Origin of the sequence: Sphingomonas sp. LHG3443-2 (assembly GCF_049896405.1) — a bacterium.
Classification (GTDB): domain Bacteria; phylum Pseudomonadota; class Alphaproteobacteria; order Sphingomonadales; family Sphingomonadaceae; genus Sphingomicrobium.
Map to the genome: position 1 here is coordinate 2554368 of NZ_JAFCUG010000001.1, position 19787 is coordinate 2574154.

Here is a 19787-nt window from a genome sequence, read left to right on the forward strand (position 1 = left end):
GGGTCCTCAATCAAGGGTGCGGACGAGCGGCCTGCTGACCGCGAAATCGCCAACTTGCCGGATTTCCAGCCGCCAAGGACGAGGTCCTAGCTGCGCCAGCAAGGAGGGGCTGATCAGACTTGATGTGCTCTCGCTCTGCACCTCGACCCTCCCGTCCAGCGCGTCGCTGAGCGTGACCGAGTACAGCTCGCGACTGCTTCCGAGGGGTGAGTCGACACCATCGAGCCACGGTTCGCCCTCCTTGCAGCGCCTGACCCACGACAGCGCTAAGCCATCGGATGTGTCATGCAGGTTGAGGAGCATCGGACTCCACGGGCGTCCTGCCCGTCCGGCAATTGCGAGACTGGCGTTTGCGACACATTCTTCCGGACCAAAGGCCCGAGCCGTGGCAAGTGAACCGATGCGATCGCGTGGGACCTTGAGCGTTGTCATCGCTTTGCCGTCGAGCAGCAGAATTTGCTCTCCAGGCTCGTGAGGCGTGTCGCAAGCGGTGTCGAAGCGCCCTCGAATGAGGCGTGATAGTTCATACCTGGCATCGCCGAGTGGCTTTGCAGTTCCGAACTGGATGAACTCGCCATTCACGCAGAGCAAGTTTGCGCCCCCGAACAGCAGTTCATCAGTGCAGCTGGTCAGACCAGGGTCCCGATCGAAGGCAACGTTCAACACATTCTTACAGTCGAACGTCGCGACTGATGAGCATGGCAATGCTTCGATCAGCCTGCCTAGCGGCGATGGAACCTGAGAAGACATCATCTCGGTCTCCGATCCGCCGATCGCAAGCGAGATTGGTAAGGACCTGAAGGGTTCGTGCCCACCACTTACGAGCACCGCTAATTCTGGTTCGGCCTCGAACATCGAACCTGGCAACTCAACCAGTGCGACCGTAAGCGAGCTTCTCTTCAGCATTCTTGCGCTTAGCGAACCGCCGGAATCGCCTGGCAAGGAGGGAATCGTCCTTGGCTCAGGTCGGAGACGCAATCTGAGTTCGCCCTCTTTGAGGGCTTTCTCAGCGACCGCGAAGCGCGTTTCAGGCGATGTTGCAGAGCAGACCTCGTCTCCGACCTGTATGCCCGCGTAACTCAGCGGCAGCGTTAGCCAGAGCGCCCTAGCCTCGTTCGATGCTTGCAAGAGCTGCTCATGGGCAACCGCCTTGGCATGCTCGCCGCGCATCGCTGCGGGTATTTCGATGCGGCGAAGGCGCTCGACGCCCGGAATTCGGGCGCTCTTTTCGCCAGCCTGGAAGTCGATGGCAGGATCGAAGAACCGTACCGACACCTTGGTAGGCGCCTGTGAGCGTCTCTCGACGTCAAAAGCAGTCTGGAAGTCTGTTCCTAACATCCAAAGATGGTCGTCGATGACGTGCTGGGTAGGATCGGCGCCAAGCACCCACCGGCTGCCATCATAGCCGAACACCGGCTTGTATGCCTCACATAGCGGTGCGAGCGCCTCCGCCGCATCATCACCCGAGAGAACGCATCCCTCAAGCACGTGAGTCTTGCTCGACGCCGTCTCGCGGAGGTCAAGCGCGTTGCGGATGACCTCCTCCGCAACGATCGGCTGTCCACTCCCCGAAATCTCCACGGTAATCAGCGGCAGCCGATTGCCAAAAAATGACAGATCGAAGTTTTCAAAAACAAGATATGCTATGCCGCGGAAGGCCGGTGCGCGCTCTTCGCCGATCAGGGAGGCAATCAGAGGATCGCTCGACTGATCCTCGTCTCCTGAGTGAAGCCGCATGGTGAACGACACATCCTGCCGGCCCTCGCTGTCCCGGATGAGCCTACCATCGGCCCAAACCCGATCCACATTCTCGACATGGCCGGAGCTAAGACCATAAGCGAAGCTGACGCTGCTGCCCTGCCCTGTGCCTGACTTGCTGACCGTCGCCGTGGCCACGGGAGCGGAAGCCCAGAGAACCACCCCAGCAACGCGCATCTGCCGCAGCACAGCGGGGATGGGATCGCCATATTGCGATGATGGTGCCCGCAAGTCCGACAATCTGGACCTTGCACCACGAAAGCTACGATCAACCTCCCGCCCGATGAGCGAGCCAGCCATTCCCCCGAGCGGCCCACCAATGGCAGCACCTGCAGCGCTCAAGATCAGAGTCGCCATTGTCCTTAGTCCTCGCGGTAAGTGTAAAGGCTGCAATTGCTCGGCAGCCGCGCTGGCATCTTCCGCACAACAACCTTGCTGGCGACAATGTCGGCATGGACAAGGTGGGAACCGCTAATTACACCGAAGTGGAAGCAGCGAGGATTGCGGAAAACAGCCAAATCGTTGCTTGTTGGCGTTGTTCGGTGCGTCGAACCGAACCATGGAGCAAGACCACGCTCAACCTGGTGCCAGTCACCATCGGTGACGCGATAAGTTGGCGCATCCAATTCCCTGAGATCGAACGCAAGGACCACCAAGCCGAGGCAGTCCAGACCGACTAGTGGATCACGACCTTGAAAACGAAATGGCACTCCAAGCAGGGCTAAGGCTCGCTTGTGCGGCTCAAGCACCCGGAAATCGCAGGAGGATCTCGGATCCAGGAAGATCAGGCTCCCCGCGGAAGTTCAGAATGTTACTAAAGCGCTCTGAACAAGTGGCGCGGCGTCCATCGCAACCTTGACGAACGACAGCCTGGTCGCCCGCCTTCACCAAGAATTGAGGGGCGTCCTGAAGCCTTAGCTTTGCTCCATCGGCAGAGATGATGATCTGCTCGGTTCCGCAATTGGCTCCGCTAATCCACCGCAGGCGCCCCAAGGCAAACTCCTCGTTGTCAGGCGCGTCGATCGTGATCTCGACGTCGTCTGAGGCCACTACGTTTATCCTCTTGCGACGTTTGCGCATATCGATGCGGCACTGCCGGTCGCCAAGAACAGCTCGGCATTCTGGGCTGGTCTGAATGCACGGCGGCAGGCGCGTCGCAGGCGGAAGAACCTCAACGGCCATGGAAAACTTACCGGCTTCGACAGCGACCCTCCCGAGTTCGCCTGCGCAAATAGGGATCGTTTCGCCGCCTTCCGCCCAGTCACTGGCCAAAAGTTGCACAGCGGCACCGTTCCAGCGTCCGGCGAGCAGATCACCGACAGTCAGCGCCGGGCTGCTTAGCCCACCGCTGAGTTCGAAAGTGCTGCCATACATCTGGTCGGTCAGCATGAGCTCACTCGGCCGCAGGTCCATATTCGCTTCGAGCGTCATGGATCCAATCTGCTGCTGCTTGTCGTGACTTGTTGTAGCGAACCCGATCCCGTCTGCTCGTTGGAACACCCAGCCATAGGCCTCGGTCGTCACTTCCAGAGGGGTCTGGCTCATGCTTCTCGGACTTCCACCAGCGGAACGCTGGCAAGCTCACCTGCTAGGTACGTCTTGCGACTGATCCGCAGGCTTGCCTCTTCGAAACGTACAGGCACATCGAACAGGAATCCTGCCCGCACCTCCACTCCTGCGGCAGGTGGCTCAACGAGTTCGATCACCCCGCCGTCTGCAAGTTCCCAAGCGTTTGTAGCTGACCCGTTTAGCGAAACCACGATGGTTCCGAGCACGGGCCGAGTGATCCGCCGAACTTCTCCGTCACCGTAAGCCTTGACCAGCTCGAAGCGCAGCTGTTTGCCGTTGCCGATGCCAAGAAGGACGTCGCTGACTCCCGGTCTTCCGGTCATGCCGGCAGAACTATAATCCGTGCTGTCACGGAAGCGGAATGCGGTGGCGTTGCCGCGCATCGATCGGAAGAAGGCAAGCAGGTCCTGCAGGTCCTCGATGCTGCGAAGGCCCGGCCCGATGTCGAAACGCAGCCTGGCCTGTTGCCAGTCCACGTTGCGATATTCGAAGCCTCCCGGAGAAGTCGCGATCGTTGTCGAGAAGCATGGCTCGACGGTTGCATTGTTCCCGACCTCGAGCGGGAAGGTCACGTCGCGGAAGGCTTCCACGTCCTTCTCTCCTTCGAAAATGGTAAGACCGTCGCGAAGAACCTGCGGTAACGCCCACAAGAAGACTTCACAGAACCCTGCATCGACCGCCTGGTTTGCGGCAGCCATGATCGCGTGCCAGTGATGTGTCAGTTCCGGTGCACTGACGAAGCCTGCGAGAAAGTGGCAATCGTCAAGATCGTAGCCGAGACGGGCTCTAGCTGCCTCGAGCGCCCTCACCCTGCTCACTGTCGATCCCGCAGTGACCTGATCATAATCCTCGAGCTGAAGCACATCAAACGCTGGCGCTTTCCACCCGAGAGGTAAGTTGGCGCGAAGAAGCTCCGAAGCATCCTCCCGCATGATTGACGGGAGGAACGTCAGAATGTGTGATTGAACGTCAGGCGCGATTGCCCTTGCAGCGGCTACGATCGCCGATGTGGCGGCGCTCAACACCGCTCCTGCATGATCCAGCACTTGCGCCTGCTCGGCGGAGATGTTCCGAACATCCTTGATCGGAACATGCCCGGCCGGCCAGAGCGCCGCCGCGGCGGGATCGTACAGGCAAATGGCATTATCGCCCTTCACCCACCACCACGGCTCTCCGATCTGCAGTTTTGGGGTGAGACCGGCCTCCTGAGCAATGACCATGAACGCGGACGCAACACGGCCAAGGTAGGCGACTGGCTCGGCAACAGCGGGTGACAGCAAGGATGAAGGCGGCACCCAGCCCGTTCGTGCCGGTTCTCCATTCCACGCCCGTTGCTTCCACGGCTCGGGGCAGAGCTCCTCCAGAAGCTCCATGGAAAGTGACCAGATAATCTCGTAACCACGCGCCTTCGCTAAAGCGGCGAAGCTCTCGTGCCAGCGCCTGGCCGGGAGGCACAACGTTCTCGTTTCGTCGACGAGCCCATCGGCACCGAGCGCCGGAAAGTGGCTCATCCCCACATAATGATTGATGAGATCGCGGTAGCCGAGCCGCTCCAGGCTATCGACGACCCGCTCGGGTGTCATGTGATAAGCGTCGTCGTAAGCGGTGCAGATCCTCATCTTGTGCTCAGGCACAATTGCATCGTTGATGGCGATCACACTGCCCGATCCGACACACTCGATTTCGCTGACCTCGACCTCTGCCTCGGTGGTCGCGGCAAAGCGTGCCGAACTCTTCTCCTCGAAATCGGGTGGGACCAGACTGATGAACATGCGCCGGATGTCGCGCACGACGACAAGCTCGCTGTTCTCGTCGATCTGGTAACCTGCCTTCAGATCATCGAAGGGCAATTCGATCCGGGCATCAGTGCCGCTGCCGACCGCATAGTTCCACAGCCGCACGTACCAGGTGCGCTCGACACCCTGCTGGTCTCGACCTTCGATCGTGAGCGTGGCTCCATTGATCGAGTCCAGCGCGGCCAGGCCGGAGGACCGCCAGCGAAACCGCAGGGTACAGCGAGAGTAATCGCTCTTCGGCTCGCGCCGGTGCGCCACGTGAACGGCACTATCGATCGTCGTGTAGATCAGCCCGACCAGATCACCCCGTCGCCCGAACGTAGCGGTTGCCGTCAACCGATTGTCTTCGGGATGACTAACCACGCAGGCCATCGTTCCGCGAGGAAAATCGACGGTCCAATGCGACGGCTCGAAACGCTTAATGACGTCCCGCTGCAGCCGCGGATCGTCGCGCGTCAACCAGTGGCGCATGAGCGGCTCCTTACTAGAAACAAGAACTCAGTTGATGACGACCGGTCCTGCGCTCCGAAGTGTGGCGGCGTAGGTCGCTTCCTCGTTGATCGCGCTGTCCATTTGCAGTTTAACTGCGATGAAGCGGCCGCGCACTGCCTCCGCGTGATCAAGGGTTAGTACGCAGCCGAATGCAGCTCCGCTGAACGCGCAATCGCGCAACAAGCGTTCGCCTGCGGACCCAAGATACAGTCCCGACAGCTTGAGCTCGAGCGATCTAAGACCCGCGCCCGGCAGCAAGCGGCGCCAGCCCTCGTCGCCAGCATCGGTGACCTCGACCTCGTCATGCGAGATCGTCCAACCGCTTAGTCTCACGCCTTCAACAAGCAGGAAAGTCGGAGACTCTTCCCCGTCCGAAATGCGGAGCAGGCAGTCGTTTCCGCCCAGAGGAAGGCTCATGCCACGCCTCCACTTTCATGCTCGATCAGGCGGGCACGGAATTCGAAAGTGCAACTCCACGGCCCGCCGGGATCGCGCAACCGTCTCTTGCCTGTCAGCAGCAGCGTGCTGAGGTACCATTCGCTGCCAGTGCTCAGCGAGGTCAAGCTTTGTTCAACCTCGTTCTCCAGGCTCAGCAGGCGCGACGGCTGCTCATCCCAGAGAACCATTTGCAAGACGACCTCGCGCCCTCTTCGCCCTTTGCAACTCCAATCGCGTTCATCGCTGCAATTGAGTACTGCGAAGGGAAAGCCGGCGCGCGCCGGGGCATCATGATAAACGCCGGAGAAGAGCGAGCTCTGATCCAGCCTCGCGACAAGCGCCTCCTGAAGCGCGATGATGGCGCTCATCATCGTTGCTCCTCACAGCGTAGAACGAGGCGGTCCGGCAGCATCGGATCATCGACGATTTGCCGAACCATCAGGCGCCGCCCTCGCCACCTTACCTGCTGGTCGATGGTGAAGTCCGCCAGCTTGCGAACGGTGATCCGATAGCGTGGCATGGCGCTGACGCTCATTGCCTCGTCGGGCGCTCCCGATCCTTCCGCGACAATCGACGCCCGGCAACTGAGCACCAGGTTCATCTCCTCGCTAGAGGCCCCGGTCATCAGCCGCGCCTGCGATCGCTCCCACAGTTCGATGCGCTGGGTCAGGCTTCCTGCAAATTCACTCACCGGAACAATCCCGCTTTGCGATACGGTCTCCACAAGGCGGTGACCGCTTTCGGAAGCTCACCGACCTGGCCATCGCGATTGGCAAACAGGTAGGCCGCCAGGCGCAGCACTCCCTGCCTGATGGGCTCAGGGATCCCGTTGCCGTCAGAAGCCATCCCCGCGGTGCCGGCAACAACGAACGTCTGTCCACTTGGCAGGCCGGCAACGAGACCGCGCCCATCATAATCGATGTCGCAACGATAGCTCGAAGCCGCGATCATCTCGCCATCCGACGCGCGCCGAACTGCGGCGATTGAGCGCACCGGCTGCAAGGGGAGCAGCGTCCACCCCTGCCCCGCGCGCACGACAACCTCGAAGTCTCGCGCCACAAGGGCCTGATTGAGAAACGTCTCGCACATGTCGCTTGCCGTCCGCAGCAAGCCGGCAAGCAGGGCCTCCTCTTCCCCGGTCTCGACACGGGCATAGGCCTGCACTTCGGACAGGCTGACGCAGAGCGCGCCTACCTCTTGGCGGATCATCAGCGCACCTCCACGCGAACAAGGATGGAGCGGCTGTCCTGCCGTCCCTGGCTGGTCACGACTTGATTGAGCAGGCGGTAGACCTTGCCCGGCCGTCCTCCGCTCACATTCACCGTGGCGCTCGCATTGTCGAAGCGACTGCCGTCGATGGTTACGCCGCCACTTTCGACCGGAACCACGCTCCACAATGACTCGATCAGGACGTCGTCGGTCAGGTAGCGAAGTCCCCAGTCGACGCTGTAATCGAGGGCACTGCCCGGGTCTTTCAGAACAAGAGCCATCTGGCCTCCTCAGCGTGGTTCGGGAATGATTGTCTGGTCGTACAAGGGCGTTACCGTCCGCTTGGGCGGCGCCTTCGACGGCGACGTTGCTGCAATCGCCGCAACGGGTTGCTGCGCGGGCGCAAAGGCTCCGATGCTCATGAAGAGCCCTTTCAGGTTGATTGTGAGGAGCAGAGGCCGCTCACCGGCTCCGCCACGATCTCAGTTAATCAGGCCGTGCGTCCGGCAATCCGCTTCAAGAGCGATCAGACGGGCTTCCAACGCCGCAATCCTGGTCCGGCTCTCCTGTGCTTCAGCCTGCACATAAGCGGTCGACGCACTACCAGCGGCGGCGGCGGCGAAGCTTCCGCGATTGGGGCTGCCCGTCGCCGCGGTCCAACCGGTCAGCCGCGCGCCCACGACCTGCTGGTAATTGACCATCAGCGACTTGCCGGCGGAAAGCGAGATGCCTGTGGGTCCAACCTCGGCAACATTGACGCCCTGCGTCTTGAGCAACATCGCATTGTAATGGCCAAGGGTCAGGAACGTGTCGTCCGACCCGATCTCGCCTCGATAAGCCCCGTTCTTGCGGAACATGACGTCGCCGGATTTCGTCGTGCCGTTCAGAAGAAGCAGAGGATAGCTCCCGCTCGTCTCCATCGAATCGAAGCACTTGAAGCCGTTCTCGAATGTCGGCGGATTGCCTACGAAGCGCAGGCCGTCATATTCCGGCTTCATCCAGGTCGCTTGGCCGCGTACCCCGCACTCGTGCAACCCGCCAAACATGGCCGACCGGCCGTAAAGCTGGTTAGGAGCCATGTCTCCTTCGGAATAGCAGCCTAGGAACACTGTGCGATTGTTGGCGTCGGTCGCCGCATAGGATCCGCCCGACCGGTATGCTCGACCGCTCGTCCAGGCCTCGATGTTGTTCCATGCCTGCGCAGTGCCAGCGCCAAGGAAATACCATCCTTGGTTATTGGCCGAGTTACCCGAAGGCGGATTGCTCGCGGCCCACGCGTCCTCGCCATGCTTCAGGGCGTAGACGTTGCCGTTGTGGACGCAGCGATTGGGTGGGCAAAGGCTCGGCCCCGATGTGACCTCGGCACCATTTGTCGCCGAATGGCAACCAAAGAAGCTGTTGCCAAGAAAACTTGCGTCAAGCACGCCCCAGCGGCGGTTCGAATTGACGTTGAGATGGATGAACGAACAAGCGTTCGCGTCTCCACCTTGCAGGAACACACCGTTGCGGCAGGTCTCGATCGACGTCCGGGACACGAAGGACAGGTTGGTGTTGTTGTTGACGTTGACATCGCCGCGGATGTGGATGCCGTCGCCTTGGAAGCCCCTGATGAAGCAGTCCTCGACGGCCGCCATGGCGCGCATGTGGATGCCGTGGAACTCGCCCTCGGCGGTCGTGCCATGCGTATAGCCGCCGGTCAGGTGAAGCCCGCGGATCAGCGAAGTTCCGGTGACATAGTCCTGCGTCTTGGTCCCTTCCGCCCCGACCGTGCCACCGCCCTGGATGCGGATTCCCGTCGTGTTGGCCGACCAGCGCAGAACGCTTGCTCCGCCGCTCGGAAGGCCATTGCTGTCCCCTTCGATGACAAGCGACGCCGTTACCTCGAGGGTGGTGGTGCCAAGAAAGTAATGGCCTTTCGGGACATACAGCCGATGGCCCCCCGAGCCGTAGCCGAAGCCCTGTTGAGCCGTGCTCCGCAGGCAGCTCACGGCCCGGGTAAACGCCACCCCATCATTAGTGGCGCCATCACCCTTGGCACCGAACCATCGAACGTTTGCGCCACCAGAAAAGCGTCGCACCCAAGCGCCGGCGGCCGTCGGCGAAGGGGCGACAAACAAGCCCTGCCCCGGGTCCGATTGGTGGACGGCTACAGCCACGGCAGGATCCCACGAGAACAAGCCTTCGCGCCCCGCTTCCTGGAGGAGGCAGGAGCCGGCGCTGGTATCCAAGGCAGCAAGCGCGGCGCGATCCTTGACCATGTCGCTCTTTCCGCCGCCGCCACCTTGACCAAGCGACTCCTGCACGTTGGCATACCATTCGGCCGCTGCGACCAGCGCGATGGTCTTGGCGCCTGGCGTGAATTTGGTCAGTTCTCCATCAAGCGGCTGCCGGGTGATCGTGCCATCCGCCTGATAGGTGCCGCGTCCGACCTCCCGCTCCTGCGGTTTGTCGACGCCTTGAACCGAATAATAGAAGCTGTCTCCGGCCGAGACCGATTCAGCAAAGCTCGCGAAGCCCGTCACCGCGGGACCGCAAAGAAAAGGACCGGTGCCCTGTGTGGACGTGGTCACCCGGACCATGTTTGCGAACTTGGGGGTAAAGCTTAGCGCCATGTCTTGAGACACTCTTTTGCTGCTGACAGGTCTCGGCCGGAGCCGCTCAATTAGGGCTCAGGCGAAGCGGAGCAGCTTGATCGCTTCCGAATTGACCACCTGCCCGCCAACACGCTTGCTTGCGTAGAAGTAGACGTACGGCTTCTTCGAATACGGATCGCGAAGGATGCTCGTCTCGGCCCGCTCGGTGATGATGTAGCCGGCTTTGAAGTTGCCGAACGCGATCGACAGGCTGCCGGCGCCGATGTCGGGCATGTCCTCGGCCTCGATCACCGGATAGCCGAGCAGGGTCGACGGCTGGCCAGCGACCATGCCGTTCTGCCAGATAAAGGCACCATCGCTGGTCTTCATCTTGCGAACGGCCGCAGCGGTCGCCGAATTCATTACGAACACCGCGCCCTGACGATACGGCTGCCGGAGCGACTGGACGAGATCGACCAGCTTGTCCTGCGGGTTGGTCGCCGGGAACGCTGCCGAAACACCAGTGCCGATGGTCTGCAGCGTGCCGATCGGACGCACGCCATCGGCGGTAGTGGCAGTCGGCGACGAGAGAAAGCCGAGCGGCTGGTTGGTGCCTGTGCCCTTGATGAAAGCCGAGCCTTCGGCGCGAGCGAACTCGGTCGCGATTTCGTTCGCCAGCCAAGCTTCGACATCGAACATCGCGTCATCGAGCATGTGCTGCGAAGCGGCCGGGTTGGCGTAAAGCTCACCAGATGCCGGGACGATCTCGGTAAAGGTCGGAGTCGCGGTTTCCGGTCGCGCTGCCTCGAAACCCACCCAGCCCGACGGCGTGCCGCCGCTCGAGATCAGCTTGCGATAATTCGAGCTGCCGATCTTCACCACATTGGCGATGCGGCGAATCGGCGATATCGCGACCAGTGTACGGTCAATGACCTCATCGATCTCGCGCGGGACGGCGTGGCCGCCCGCCGCAGTGCTGGCATTGTCGAGCGACTTGCCTTCGAGCGCACTTTCGCCGCTGCGAAGAAACTCACCAAAACCTTCCTGCGCCGCACTCTTCTGCTCGGTGCCGAGGTGCGGACGACCCGCTTCGACCAGATTGCTGCGGAGCTTCGCCTTAAGATCGTCGATCTCGGCGCGCAGACCGCTCACGCCTTCACCCTGCTGCAGAGCCCCGAACGACTCTGCAAGCGGATCAGCCTTGAATTCCATGCATGTTCTCCAGTGTGGATTCGTGGCTCCGTAACCGGACTGGTTACGAAGCAATCTTGTGGACGCAGGCGAGCGGCTGCATTGGCCGCCGCACCAAACTGACTTCCAGAAGCTCGAGGTCGCGGATCTCGCGTGCCGATGCGCCTTGCTCAGCGGCCCGAACGCGATATCCAAAGCTCAGGCCAGACAGCCGGCCCTGTTCCAGCTCACGCGCCAGCAGCCGCCCGAACTCGTCATCGTTCAGCCGGCCAATGACCTGCAGCCCTCGCCCATCTTCAGCGAGATGCTCGATCCGGCCGACGGATCGTCCCTGTTGATGCTGCCACAGCAACGGCACCGTGCCATTGCGTTCCAGCGATTGCCGAAAAGCGCCAGCGCGCACGATATCGCCGCCGCGATCGACGCGGTCGAACACCGACGCATAGCCGGCGAAGCGCAGCCCGCTCAGGGCTCGCTCGATGCGCATCGCTCAGCTCCTCAGGAGAGCGCGAAGGTTCGACTGATAGGCAATCGACACCACCAGCCCCGCCAGCATGATCCTGACGATCCATCGCGCAGCCGTTTGCCAGGCCGACTTCTTGACGTCGCGCCAGGTGCCGAGCAGCTCGCGCAGCTCGTCCATGTCCCGCCGCGCCGTCTTGTCCTCGAGCCCGAGCAGACCGAGCGCGCGGCAGGCACCTGCGTTACTGGCCTCCTCGACCATCGCCTGGAGGATGACGTAATTGACGGGTTGCCCCTCGGAACTCGCGATCAATTGGGTGAGCAGGTCATCGGCGCCGGGCCGGATCATGCCGGCCGCGCCTTGAGCTCGAAGCCAAGCATCTCCCGCTTCTCGTCAGCAGAGATGAAGTCTGCGTTGGCCACCATCTGCCAGAGCCGCTCGCGATCTTCCGCAAGCTCGCTGATGGCGTCCGTGTCGACGGCAAGCCGAACCGGTCCGATCCAGTCGCGCAAGGCTTCCGCTACCTCGCCAAGGATGCGCTCGGCCAACGGCAACACCGTCTGCCGATACAATGCCCGGCCCGCCTCCCGCATATTGCTGTACGACGTGTCGCCGGGCAGACCCAGCAACACAGGCGGCACCCCGAACGCCAGCGCGATGTCGCGGGCAGCCGCTTCCTTGACCGCCACGAAATCCATGTCCGTCGGGCTCAGCCCCAGCGACTGCCAGCGCAGCCCACCCTCGAGCAGCATCGGCCGCCCCGCATTGAGGCTACCCGTGAACTGCCGCTCGATCTCTTCCCGCAGCCGCTCGAATTGCGACGCGCTCAGCGGCGCACCATCGGGCGGATCATAAGTCAGCGCGCCCGAAGGCCGCGCCGCATTGTCGAGCAGCGCCTTGTTCCACCGGCTCGCCCGATTATGGATCGACGCCGCCGCACTCGCCGCATCCAGGCAGCCCAAGCCCTGCTGATCGTGCACCGGATTGAGCGACTTGATATGGATCAGCTGCACCCGCTCCAACGCGTCGTGCCGGCTGATCCGCACCGACTTGCGCCCGGCCTTGTACTGATAGGCCCGCGGCCAGCCGCGCTCATCGGTGTCGATGGTGACGCGGTCGGGTTGAAGCAGGAACAGCTCGGCCGGCGCGCCCAGTGCCTCGACCAGTTGCAAATAAGCATTGCCGTGCAGCAGCAGCGACGCCGCGGTTTGCTCGAGCAGGCTGGCCCGCCCGATCAGCGCCGCCGCATCGGCATCGCCTTCCACCGCATAGACCTTGAGCGCCCCAACCGCGCCCGCCACCATGCGCACTGCACGCTGTCCGACCGGATTGCCGAGGAACACTTCCTTGAGCTGCGCCTGGTACCCGGTCGGGAACAGGCTGCGCTCACTTGGCATGGCATAGGATAGGAACATCGGCGGGACGTCCGCCGACTTGCGACCGAACCACCGCATCTCAGATCCTTTTGTGATCGAGGCCGACCTTCTGCCGATTCGCCCCAGTGTTCATACTTGTGCCATAACAGCGTGACGATGTCAACAGTTTTGTGCCTATTGGGTTCGTGCGTGTTGTGGGCACTGGCGTAAGCTTGCAACCAGGCCCCTCCTGTGCCAAAGGCCCGCGTCCGCTCGCAGATCCGTCTGCGCTGTGGTCATCAGACTAAGAAGACAGCCGGAGGGGCGTTCGCATGGGGCGGGCGCCAGCGATCGGCCAACAATGAGAGTTTCAGCATGCCTCTGTACGAGCATGTCTTTCTCGCAAGGCAGGACCTGGCCCAAGCCCAGGTCGACGCCCTTGCCGAGACGGCAACCAACATCATCACCGAAAACGGCGGAAACGTCGTCAAGGCCGAGACCTGGGGCCTGCGTGGCCTCGCCTATCGGATCGCCAAGAACCGCAAGGCGCACTACGTGATGCTCGACATCGACGCTCCGGCTGCGGCCGTTGCCGAGCTCGAGCGCCAGACCGGCATCAACGAAGACGTCATCCGCTTCATGACCATTCGCGTCGACGAGCATGAGAATGGCCCCTCGGCCATGATGCGCCGTCAGGAGCGTGACCGCAGCGACCGCGGTGATCGTGGTGATCGCGGCGACCGCGGTCCGCGCGGTGACCGCCCCGACCGCGCCCCGCGCGAAGAGATGGGAGCCTAACAGATGGCCCGTGCATTTTTCCGCCGCCGCAAGTCGTGCCCGTTCTCGGGCAAGGATGCCCCCCGGATCGACTACAAGGACGTTCGTCTGCTCCAGGGCTTCGTGTCCGAGCGTGGCAAGATCGTCCCGAGCCGCATCACCGCGGTGAGCACCAAGAAGCAGCGCGAGCTGGCCAAGGCGATCAAGCGCGCCCGCCACATCGGCCTGCTCCCCTACGTGGTCAAGTAAGGAGCGCTACCCATGGATGTCATCCTGCTTGAGCGCGTCGAGAAGCTCGGCGCCATTGGCGATGTCGTTACTGTCAAGAACGGTTTCGCTCGCAACTACCTTCTTCCCCGCAAGAAGGCGCTTCGTGCCAACGAAGCCAACCGCAAGCTGTTCGAAGCCAATCGCGCTAAGATCGAATCCGACAATGCCGAGCGCCGCACCGCGGCTCAGGCGTCGGCTCAGGGCGTGGACGGCAAGACCGTTCAACTGATCCGCCAGGCGTCGAACACCGGCCAGCTTTATGGTTCGGTCAGCGCCCGCGACATCGTCGAAGCCCTTGAGGCTGACGGTGCCAAGGTTGCCAAGAGCCAGGTCGTGCTTGATCGCCCGATCAAGTCGATCGGCATGCACGAAGTGCGCGTCGTCCTCCATGCCGAGGTTGCGGTCACCGTCAAGGTGAACGTCGCCCGCTCGCCGGAAGAGGCCGAGCTGCAGGCGCAGGGCGTTGATGTCATGGCCCAGATGTTCGAGCGTGATAACGCCGGCTTTACCGAGGACTATGATCCGAACGCCGAGCCCGGCACGATTGCCGAGGAAGGCGAAGCAGAGGCGGAGCAGACCCCCGCGGCCTGATCCAAGCCATCTTCGACTACGGGATAAGGGCCGTCCGGACACTCCGGGCGGTCCTTTCCTTTTGTCGCAAGGACTTCCGTCTGGCGCAAAGCCGCGGAACGCTCTCCCCTCGCCGGCCATTTGGCCTTCCATGAGCATGGGGCAATGGAGGAGAGAAGACATGAACGCCGACGAACGCACACCCGGCCAGCAGGGCTATGGCGAGCAGAGCCCGCAGCAGGGCCAGAACCAGAACCAGTTCACCGGGCAGCAGCAGCAACAGCAGCCGACGGGTCAACAGCAGCAGCAGACCAGCCAGGGCCAGCAAGGCAACATGACCGAGCAAGGTCAGGGCGGCAGCGCCTCGACCGGTCAGGCGAGCTACGGGAACAGCGGCGAAGCTGGCTCCGACACGCTCAGCCAGAACAGCAGCAGCCTCGGCCAGGACAGTGATCTCGGCCAGTCGAACCAGACCGGTCAGTCGCAGCAGTCGGGTCAGGGTTCCAACAACGGCCTGTTCAGCGGCTCGGGCAACGACATGGGCACAAGCTCAGCCGGCACTGGCCGCTCGGGCATCGAAGGCAGCCTTGGTGGTTCGAACCAGTCCGGTAATGACATGGGCGGCAGCACCGGCCGCTCGGGCATCGACGGCAGCATGGGCGAGACCGGCGAGCAGGGCTCGGGCGACCAGAACTTCGCCGATCAGGGCCAGGGTGCTTTGAACGAAGACACGATGGGCTCCGGTCAGGATCGCGGGACCACCGACATCGAAGCCGAACGCTCGCAGGGTCGTGAAAGCGACATCGAGGGCAGCAGCCTCTAATCAGATGGGGAGCGCGCCCTTGTGTGCGCTCCCCATCCCCTTGTCGTGCCGCCGGCTCGCTCACCCAATGCGGTAAAAGCCCGCCACTCGGTCGAGCGCCATCTTCAGCACCAGCTTACCGGCGCGCGCGGGCCAGCCGAGCGCCGTTTCCGCATCACGCATCCCCTCGCCTGCGCAGACCACCCGCCAGAGGATGTCCGACATCCCCGGCCCCGCGGTGTCGAGGGCGCGGTCGAAGCGCTCCTTCGCGCTCGCCTGCTGCTCGGTCCGCTCCATGGTGCTCGCCCTTGCCTGTCCCCGTGCCAAACCTGGCGCCGGATCCCAGCGCATGGTCACGCAAGGCGACAGGTTGGCGCGCTCCCAGTCGAGCCGCAGCTGTTCGCCCGCCTCGAACTGCCTGCGATCGAGGTGCCCATGCTTGTGCAACCAGCCAAGCGGCGACTCTACCTGGTTCACCGTCACTGACCGTCGAACCTTGCGACTAACCCCAGAGGTGTCCTCTACCTTTCGCTCGATTAAGCAGCGTCCGCTCATGGTCTGGTGTCCCTTCATTCTTCGATTCGCTTGACACATGGCAGCCAACGGCGAATGTAGGACAGCAGAAAAACACCGTACTGGTTAGCAGGGGGCAAACATGATCACGCGCATCCGGGAAGTCCGCAAGGCCAAGCGCATGACGCTCGACGACGTCGCCCGGGCCTGCAAGCCGGCAACCACCCCGCAGACCATCGGTCGCCTTGAAACCGGGATGCGGACCGTTTCGATCGGCTGGTTGAACCGCATCGCCGATGCGTTGGGTGTCGCACCGACGGATCTCGTCGATCACCCGGCCTCCGAAAAGCTGGAGGTGATCGCGCACCTCAATGGTGAGACCGCTGCCGCTCCACGCAGGGCGCAGATGGTGCTCCCCCCGCGTCCCGAACCGCTGCAGGTGGCGATCACCGTAACTGCCAGCATCGCCGATTATCGCACCGGTGATGAGCTCTGGTGCGACCGGCTCGAGCCCGAGCAATTCGGCCGAGCCCTCAACCGCGACGTCCTCGTACCGCGCCCGGGCGGCCGTTTTCAGTTCGGCCGGCTGCTCGCGCGCGAAGAAGGCAAGCTCCACCTGCTGCCGCTCGGCAGCGGCGCCCGGCAGGTGGTGGTCAGCGACCCCACCTTTCTCGCTCTGCCCATCCGTCTCGTCCGCAAGCTCGGCTGACCAGCGCCCGAGCACGTGCAAAAGGATAAGGAGCGGCTTCGCGACGGTGTTAGCCTGCCTCCTTGATGGTGAGAACGACGGTTACGCGTACCACCCCGGCACGAGCAAGCACCGCCAACACCTTCCCCGCCATGGCAGGACGCTCATCAGGTCTAGCGCTGCAGAACGATGGTTGACCGATGCCCAAAACATTGGGAAAGCGCCGCAACCTTGCAAAGGGGCGCTTAGCTCAGCTGGTAGAGCGGCTCGTTTACACCGAGTAGGTCGGCGGTTCGAACCCGTCAGCGCCCACCATCGCCGATCCGCTTCTGCCGCGCATCGACGCTGGGAGAGGCCCGGTCCGCCTCAAACCGCGGCCATGCCCACTTCCTGGAAGTAGCGGCGCAGCCCCGCACTGGTGGTGGGGGCCATCTCGATGAACACACGCCGCCCATCATGGGGATCGTCGCGCCGCACCAGCAAACCGCGCTCCGTCATCGACTTGATCCAGCGCAGCGCCGTGGTCGCGGGCACGGCAGCCGCAATGCACAGGCTGGAAACGGGCACGCGATGCTGAACGATCTCGGCCTGAAGCAGATCGAGGAGCATGTCCCACGCCGGATCGGCGAACAGATCGGCCGGGAGGTACGTGGACCGTAGCCGGCGCGCCCTGATCATCGCGCGCAGCGCTTCGGCCGAGACGTTGGGCACGTCCTCTCGCGGCGGTGCCATGGTGGCAGGCGACAAGGGAGGACCGGCCGATGCGGTGCTCAAGCGCGCCAAGGTGGAAGCAATCCGGCTGACCTCTTCGCTCAGCTGCCGCAGCCTGGCCGCGCTCGCATCGGATGCAACATCGCGTGCACCGCCAACATGCTGCGGCTGGATCGCGAGTGACAGCCCAGCCAGCCGCTCCATCTCGTCCGCATTGACCAACAGTTCGACGTCGGCATCAGCAAGATCGGCGAGAACGGCATCGAGCTGCTCCATCCGCGCCGCGACCACTACCCCGAACTGCTTGCGCGCGGCCTCCCGCCCCGCTCGCTCCAGCAAGCGGCGCACCGGCAGCGTCGGCTCTTCGTCCAATTCGATCCATAATGCAGACAGTGTTGCCCGCTCCTCCAGCGCCTCGATGGCCTCGGCGGGACTGAGTTCGGACAAGGTGCGCAGGCCGCTCAGATCGGACGTATGACGTGCCCGCTGGCGTGCAGCAGGCGTGTCGCCCACCACCATGATCGGAGCGCGAACCGGCTCGGAACTATCGTAAACAAATGAAGACGTAGCAACGGTCATGACACCATCCTGTTGGAGCCAAAATAACCGAGCCCGAGCAGACTACACTGCAAATCGGCGCCATGTCAGCGAAAACTTCCTCCGATTTGGCGAATGCTGCCACCCACCAGCAAGTAGCGCATAGGCATCAAGCAAGTGGGCAAAGTGGACACGAGGGCGAAATGTACGGCGAGCAGGCTGACGAGACGATTTACCGAGGCGAGGTGCTAATCAATCTGCGTCACGGCATTCGGCAATCAACTCGCCTTGCTGAACAGCTGATCGGAGATGCCATCGTCGGGGGTGAGGCGCAGGGTCTGCTCGGACGGCTGCATGCCATTCGCGCCGAACTCGATTCGCTCGCCTTTCACAGCACCGATCCGCGCCGGGCGGAGAACGATTCCTTCTGGACCGAGCCGCCTTTTCCGTTTCAGCACTTCCGCAGCAGCTAGCTCGTCAGGAAGCGGTCGAGACGGGGCCCTTGCCAGCCAGCGGTGGCGGCGAAGCCGGGGTTGAGGAAGGCCGGCTTGCCGTAACCAAGCGGCTTACCGTCCAGCCCATCGACCCGCCCACCGGCAGCCATCAGCACCGCATGGCCGGCCGCCGTGTCCCACTCCGAGGTTGGCGAGAGCCGCGGATAATAATCCGCCGTCCCTTCCGCCAGCAGGCAGAACTTGAGGCTCGAGCCCACCGAAACGAGCTCTGCGCCCGGCAACTCGGCCGTCAGAAAGCGGCGGGTCGCTTCGTTCATGTGCGATTTCGAGGCGACCACCTTCAGAAGCTCGCCAGGTGGGCGCACCCGCAGCGGCGTGCGCTCGCGCTCGGCATCCTCGACCCACGCCTCGCCGCCCACCACGCCGGCCCACAGCCGTCCCTGTTCGGGCGCAAGCACCAGGCCCAGCACGGGTGAGCCGGCCCTCACCAGGCCGATGTTGACCGTATAATCGTCTCCGCCGCGCACGAACTCGCGCGTGCCGTCGAGCGGGTCGACCAGGAAGAAGGCGTCCCTAAGCTCGGGTATGCGGCCAGCCGCCACTTCTTCCTCGGCCACCACCGGCACGCCGGAGGCGTGACGCGCCAGGGCGGCGAGGATGATCGCTTCGGCGGCACGATCGGCTTCGGTGACGGGCGACGCATCGCCCTTGTGCTCGACCGCAAACTCGCGCCGGCGGACCGCCCGGATCGCTTCCCCCGCCTCGCGGCAGGCAAGCCCGAGCGGCTCCAGCAATCCGACCAGGTTCACCTTACTTGGGAGCCATCCGGATGCCGCCGTCGAGGCGGACGTGCTCGGCATTCATGTAGCCGCTTTCGACCATGAAGACGGCAAGGTTGGCATATTCCTCAGGGCGGCCAAGGCGCTTGGGGAACGGAACCTGCGCACCGAGCGCATCCTGCACCTGCGGCGGCATCATCGCGACCATCGGCGTCTTGAACACGCCCGGGAGGATGGTGTTGACGCGCACGCCCTCGTTCATCAGGTCGCGGGCAATCGGCAGCGTCATGGCCAGCACGCCGCCCTTGGAGGCCGAATAGGCCGCCTGACCGATCTGGCCGTCTTCGGCAGCCACCGAGGCGGTGTTGATGATCACGCCCTTTTCGCCATCCTCGCCCGGCTCGGCATCGACCATGCCGGCGGCCGAATGGGCGATGCAGCGGAACGTGCCGACCAGATTGATCCCGATCACCAGTTCGAACTGGTGCAGAGGGTATTTCTTGACCGCCTTGGTTTCCCGGTCGCGGCCGACGGTCTTCACGGCATTGGCGACCCCGGCGCAATTGACCAGCACCCGCTCCTGCCCATGGGCAGCGCGGGCCTTTTCGAAGCCGGCGGCGACGGTGTCGTCATTGGTGACGTCCACTTCGCAGAAGATGCCGCCGATCTCGGCAGCGACCTTTTCGCCCTGTTCCCCATTGCGGTCGAAGATGGCGACCTTGGCGCCCTTGGCGGCCAGTGCCCGGGCGGTCGCTTCGCCGAGACCCGACGCGCCGCCGGTGACCACTGCCGCAATGCCGTTGATGTTCATGTCGCAATGCTCTCCCGAGAGAAAAACCTA

The 19787-nt window shown here is 63.1% G+C and carries 25 protein-coding genes and 1 tRNA gene; 7 read left to right on the forward strand and 19 right to left on the reverse strand.

The features are described from left to right. Positions 1-6 precede the first annotated feature (6 nt). Genes ACP69Z_RS12870 through ACP69Z_RS12940 form a run of 15 tightly spaced genes read right to left on the reverse strand, consistent with a single transcriptional unit; the run spans position 7 to position 12943 of the window. The gene (locus ACP69Z_RS12870; RefSeq protein WP_426267863.1) at positions 7-2115 is read right to left on the reverse strand and encodes a phage tail baseplate protein; all 2109 of its coding nucleotides are present in this window, start codon (positions 2113-2115) and stop codon (positions 7-9) included. Between the two features lie 5 nt (positions 2116-2120). After that, positions 2121-2468, reverse strand: coding sequence for a hypothetical protein (locus tag ACP69Z_RS12875; RefSeq protein ID WP_426267864.1), 348 nt, complete (start codon positions 2466-2468; stop codon positions 2121-2123). 31 nt (positions 2469-2499) lie between these two features. After that, the gene (locus ACP69Z_RS12880; protein WP_426267865.1) at positions 2500-3303 is read right to left on the reverse strand and encodes a DUF2163 domain-containing protein; all 804 of its coding nucleotides are present in this window, start codon (positions 3301-3303) and stop codon (positions 2500-2502) included. Beyond that, positions 3300-5594 carry a DUF2460 domain-containing protein gene (locus ACP69Z_RS12885; RefSeq protein WP_426267866.1) on the reverse strand — a complete coding sequence of 765 codons (2295 nt, stop codon included), beginning with the start codon at positions 5592-5594 and terminating at the stop codon, positions 3300-3302. Before ACP69Z_RS12885 ends, ACP69Z_RS12880 begins: the two co-directional genes overlap by 4 nt. A gap of 27 nt (positions 5595-5621) precedes the next feature. After that, positions 5622-6032 carry a phage tail tube protein gene (locus ACP69Z_RS12890; protein WP_426267867.1) on the reverse strand — a complete coding sequence of 137 codons (411 nt, stop codon included), beginning with the start codon at positions 6030-6032 and terminating at the stop codon, positions 5622-5624. Beyond that, positions 6029-6424 (reverse strand): tail completion protein gp17, encoded by a 396-nt coding sequence (gene gp17 / locus ACP69Z_RS12895; protein WP_426267868.1) that lies wholly within the window; start codon positions 6422-6424, stop codon positions 6029-6031. The genes ACP69Z_RS12890 and gp17 overlap by 4 nt, the downstream gene beginning before the upstream one ends. Beyond that, entirely contained in the window at positions 6421-6744 is a 324-nt protein-coding gene (locus ACP69Z_RS12900; RefSeq protein ID WP_426267869.1) for a phage head completion protein, read from the reverse strand. Before ACP69Z_RS12900 ends, gp17 begins: the two co-directional genes overlap by 4 nt. Continuing rightward, positions 6741-7262 (reverse strand): head-tail connector protein, encoded by a 522-nt coding sequence (locus tag ACP69Z_RS12905; protein WP_426267870.1) that lies wholly within the window; start codon positions 7260-7262, stop codon positions 6741-6743. The genes ACP69Z_RS12900 and ACP69Z_RS12905 overlap by 4 nt, the downstream gene beginning before the upstream one ends. Beyond that, the gene (locus ACP69Z_RS12910; RefSeq protein WP_426267871.1) at positions 7262-7543 is read right to left on the reverse strand and encodes a hypothetical protein; all 282 of its coding nucleotides are present in this window, start codon (positions 7541-7543) and stop codon (positions 7262-7264) included. Before ACP69Z_RS12910 ends, ACP69Z_RS12905 begins: the two co-directional genes overlap by 1 nt. Positions 7544-7552: 9 nt before the next feature. After that, on the reverse strand, positions 7553-7684 hold the full coding sequence (locus ACP69Z_RS12915) for a hypothetical protein (RefSeq protein ID WP_426267872.1): 132 nt from the start codon (positions 7682-7684) through the stop codon (positions 7553-7555). 60 nt (positions 7685-7744) lie between these two features. Further along, positions 7745-9874 carry a glycosyl hydrolase family 28-related protein gene (locus ACP69Z_RS12920; RefSeq protein ID WP_426267873.1) on the reverse strand — a complete coding sequence of 710 codons (2130 nt, stop codon included), beginning with the start codon at positions 9872-9874 and terminating at the stop codon, positions 7745-7747. Between the two features lie 57 nt (positions 9875-9931). Further along, entirely contained in the window at positions 9932-11047 is a 1116-nt protein-coding gene (locus ACP69Z_RS12925) for a phage major capsid protein (RefSeq protein WP_426267874.1), read from the reverse strand. A gap of 43 nt (positions 11048-11090) precedes the next feature. Next, the gene (locus ACP69Z_RS12930; RefSeq protein WP_426267875.1) at positions 11091-11513 is read right to left on the reverse strand and encodes an HK97 family phage prohead protease; all 423 of its coding nucleotides are present in this window, start codon (positions 11511-11513) and stop codon (positions 11091-11093) included. 3 nt (positions 11514-11516) lie between these two features. Then, positions 11517-11837, reverse strand: a complete 321-nt coding sequence (locus ACP69Z_RS12935; protein ID WP_426267876.1) for a DUF6127 family protein — start codon at positions 11835-11837, stop codon at positions 11517-11519. Then, positions 11834-12943 (reverse strand): phage portal protein, encoded by a 1110-nt coding sequence (locus tag ACP69Z_RS12940; protein ID WP_426267877.1) that lies wholly within the window; start codon positions 12941-12943, stop codon positions 11834-11836. Before ACP69Z_RS12940 ends, ACP69Z_RS12935 begins: the two co-directional genes overlap by 4 nt. A gap of 276 nt (positions 12944-13219) precedes the next feature. Here ACP69Z_RS12940 and rpsF point away from each other — a divergent pair, with 276 nt between their 5' ends. The 4 genes from rpsF (at position 13220) to ACP69Z_RS12960 (ending at position 15284) form a co-directional block, all read left to right on the forward strand. Next, positions 13220-13642 carry a 30S ribosomal protein S6 gene (rpsF, locus tag ACP69Z_RS12945; protein WP_426267878.1) on the forward strand — a complete coding sequence of 141 codons (423 nt, stop codon included), beginning with the start codon at positions 13220-13222 and terminating at the stop codon, positions 13640-13642. A gap of 3 nt (positions 13643-13645) precedes the next feature. After that, the gene (rpsR, locus tag ACP69Z_RS12950) at positions 13646-13870 is read left to right on the forward strand and encodes a 30S ribosomal protein S18 (protein ID WP_264883537.1); all 225 of its coding nucleotides are present in this window, start codon (positions 13646-13648) and stop codon (positions 13868-13870) included. Between the two features lie 12 nt (positions 13871-13882). Continuing rightward, on the forward strand, positions 13883-14482 hold the full coding sequence (gene rplI / locus ACP69Z_RS12955; protein ID WP_426267879.1) for a 50S ribosomal protein L9: 600 nt from the start codon (positions 13883-13885) through the stop codon (positions 14480-14482). 160 nt (positions 14483-14642) lie between these two features. Then, complete coding sequence (locus ACP69Z_RS12960) at positions 14643-15284, forward strand: hypothetical protein (RefSeq protein WP_426267880.1); 642 nt, start codon at positions 14643-14645, stop codon at positions 15282-15284. 60 nt (positions 15285-15344) lie between these two features. Here the strand turns inward: ACP69Z_RS12960 and ACP69Z_RS12965 are convergent, their stop codons facing one another. Then, a complete protein-coding gene (locus ACP69Z_RS12965; RefSeq protein WP_426267881.1) occupies positions 15345-15740 on the reverse strand; it encodes a DUF6456 domain-containing protein in 396 nt (131 codons plus the stop codon). A gap of 178 nt (positions 15741-15918) precedes the next feature. Here ACP69Z_RS12965 and ACP69Z_RS12970 point away from each other — a divergent pair, with 178 nt between their 5' ends. Further along, on the forward strand, positions 15919-16485 hold the full coding sequence (locus tag ACP69Z_RS12970) for a helix-turn-helix domain-containing protein (protein WP_426267882.1): 567 nt from the start codon (positions 15919-15921) through the stop codon (positions 16483-16485). A gap of 218 nt (positions 16486-16703) precedes the next feature. Continuing rightward, a tRNA-Val gene (locus tag ACP69Z_RS12975) sits at positions 16704-16779 on the forward strand. Positions 16780-16830: 51 nt separating this feature from the next. Here ACP69Z_RS12975 and ACP69Z_RS12980 read toward each other — a convergent pair. Then, positions 16831-17754 (reverse strand): winged helix DNA-binding protein, encoded by a 924-nt coding sequence (locus ACP69Z_RS12980; protein WP_426267883.1) that lies wholly within the window; start codon positions 17752-17754, stop codon positions 16831-16833. Positions 17755-17915: 161 nt separating this feature from the next. On the opposite strand from ACP69Z_RS12980, the gene ACP69Z_RS12985 reads away from it, so the two are divergent. Next, positions 17916-18185 carry a hypothetical protein gene (locus tag ACP69Z_RS12985; protein ID WP_426267884.1) on the forward strand — a complete coding sequence of 90 codons (270 nt, stop codon included), beginning with the start codon at positions 17916-17918 and terminating at the stop codon, positions 18183-18185. Here ACP69Z_RS12985 and cysQ read toward each other — a convergent pair. Next, positions 18182-18976, reverse strand: a complete 795-nt coding sequence (gene cysQ, locus ACP69Z_RS12990; RefSeq protein WP_426267885.1) for a 3'(2'),5'-bisphosphate nucleotidase CysQ — start codon at positions 18974-18976, stop codon at positions 18182-18184. The genes ACP69Z_RS12985 and cysQ overlap by 4 nt on opposite strands. A gap of 1 nt (position 18977) precedes the next feature. Further along, positions 18978-19757, reverse strand: coding sequence for an SDR family oxidoreductase (locus ACP69Z_RS12995; RefSeq protein ID WP_426267886.1), 780 nt, complete (start codon positions 19755-19757; stop codon positions 18978-18980). Between the last annotated feature and the right edge of the window lie 30 nt (positions 19758-19787).

What these genes read in the sequence shown, in the direction of transcription:
- ACP69Z_RS12885 (WP_426267866.1), bottom strand. Translation starts at nt 5,594, where the DNA reads ATGCGCCACTGGTTGACGCGCGACGATCCGCGGCTGCAGCGGGACGTC.
- ACP69Z_RS12935 (WP_426267876.1), bottom strand. Translation starts at nt 11,837, where the DNA reads ATGATCCGGCCCGGCGCCGATGACCTGCTCACCCAATTGATCGCGAGT.
- rpsF (WP_426267878.1), top strand. Translation starts at nt 13,220, where the DNA reads ATGCCTCTGTACGAGCATGTCTTTCTCGCAAGGCAGGACCTGGCCCAA.
- ACP69Z_RS12870 (WP_426267863.1), bottom strand. Translation starts at nt 2,115, where the DNA reads ATGGCGACTCTGATCTTGAGCGCTGCAGGTGCTGCCATTGGTGGGCCG.
- ACP69Z_RS12940 (WP_426267877.1), bottom strand. Translation starts at nt 12,943, where the DNA reads ATGCGGTGGTTCGGTCGCAAGTCGGCGGACGTCCCGCCGATGTTCCTA.
- ACP69Z_RS12890 (WP_426267867.1), bottom strand. Translation starts at nt 6,032, where the DNA reads ATGAGCCTTCCTCTGGGCGGAAACGACTGCCTGCTCCGCATTTCGGAC.
- ACP69Z_RS12995 (WP_426267886.1), bottom strand. Translation starts at nt 19,757, where the DNA reads ATGAACATCAACGGCATTGCGGCAGTGGTCACCGGCGGCGCGTCGGGT.
- ACP69Z_RS12905 (WP_426267870.1), bottom strand. Translation starts at nt 7,262, where the DNA reads ATGATCCGCCAAGAGGTAGGCGCGCTCTGCGTCAGCCTGTCCGAAGTG.
- ACP69Z_RS12970 (WP_426267882.1), top strand. Translation starts at nt 15,919, where the DNA reads ATGATCACGCGCATCCGGGAAGTCCGCAAGGCCAAGCGCATGACGCTC.
- ACP69Z_RS12985 (WP_426267884.1), top strand. Translation starts at nt 17,916, where the DNA reads ATGTACGGCGAGCAGGCTGACGAGACGATTTACCGAGGCGAGGTGCTA.
- ACP69Z_RS12915 (WP_426267872.1), bottom strand. Translation starts at nt 7,684, where the DNA reads ATGAGCATCGGAGCCTTTGCGCCCGCGCAGCAACCCGTTGCGGCGATT.
- rpsR (WP_264883537.1), top strand. Translation starts at nt 13,646, where the DNA reads ATGGCCCGTGCATTTTTCCGCCGCCGCAAGTCGTGCCCGTTCTCGGGC.
- ACP69Z_RS12925 (WP_426267874.1), bottom strand. Translation starts at nt 11,047, where the DNA reads ATGGAATTCAAGGCTGATCCGCTTGCAGAGTCGTTCGGGGCTCTGCAG.
- ACP69Z_RS12920 (WP_426267873.1), bottom strand. Translation starts at nt 9,874, where the DNA reads ATGGCGCTAAGCTTTACCCCCAAGTTCGCAAACATGGTCCGGGTGACC.
- ACP69Z_RS12930 (WP_426267875.1), bottom strand. Translation starts at nt 11,513, where the DNA reads ATGCGCATCGAGCGAGCCCTGAGCGGGCTGCGCTTCGCCGGCTATGCG.
- ACP69Z_RS12880 (WP_426267865.1), bottom strand. Translation starts at nt 3,303, where the DNA reads ATGAGCCAGACCCCTCTGGAAGTGACGACCGAGGCCTATGGCTGGGTG.
- ACP69Z_RS12960 (WP_426267880.1), top strand. Translation starts at nt 14,643, where the DNA reads ATGAACGCCGACGAACGCACACCCGGCCAGCAGGGCTATGGCGAGCAG.
- ACP69Z_RS12910 (WP_426267871.1), bottom strand. Translation starts at nt 7,543, where the DNA reads ATGGCTCTTGTTCTGAAAGACCCGGGCAGTGCCCTCGATTACAGCGTC.
- rplI (WP_426267879.1), top strand. Translation starts at nt 13,883, where the DNA reads ATGGATGTCATCCTGCTTGAGCGCGTCGAGAAGCTCGGCGCCATTGGC.
- gp17 (WP_426267868.1), bottom strand. Translation starts at nt 6,424, where the DNA reads ATGATGAGCGCCATCATCGCGCTTCAGGAGGCGCTTGTCGCGAGGCTG.
- ACP69Z_RS12980 (WP_426267883.1), bottom strand. Translation starts at nt 17,754, where the DNA reads ATGACCGTTGCTACGTCTTCATTTGTTTACGATAGTTCCGAGCCGGTT.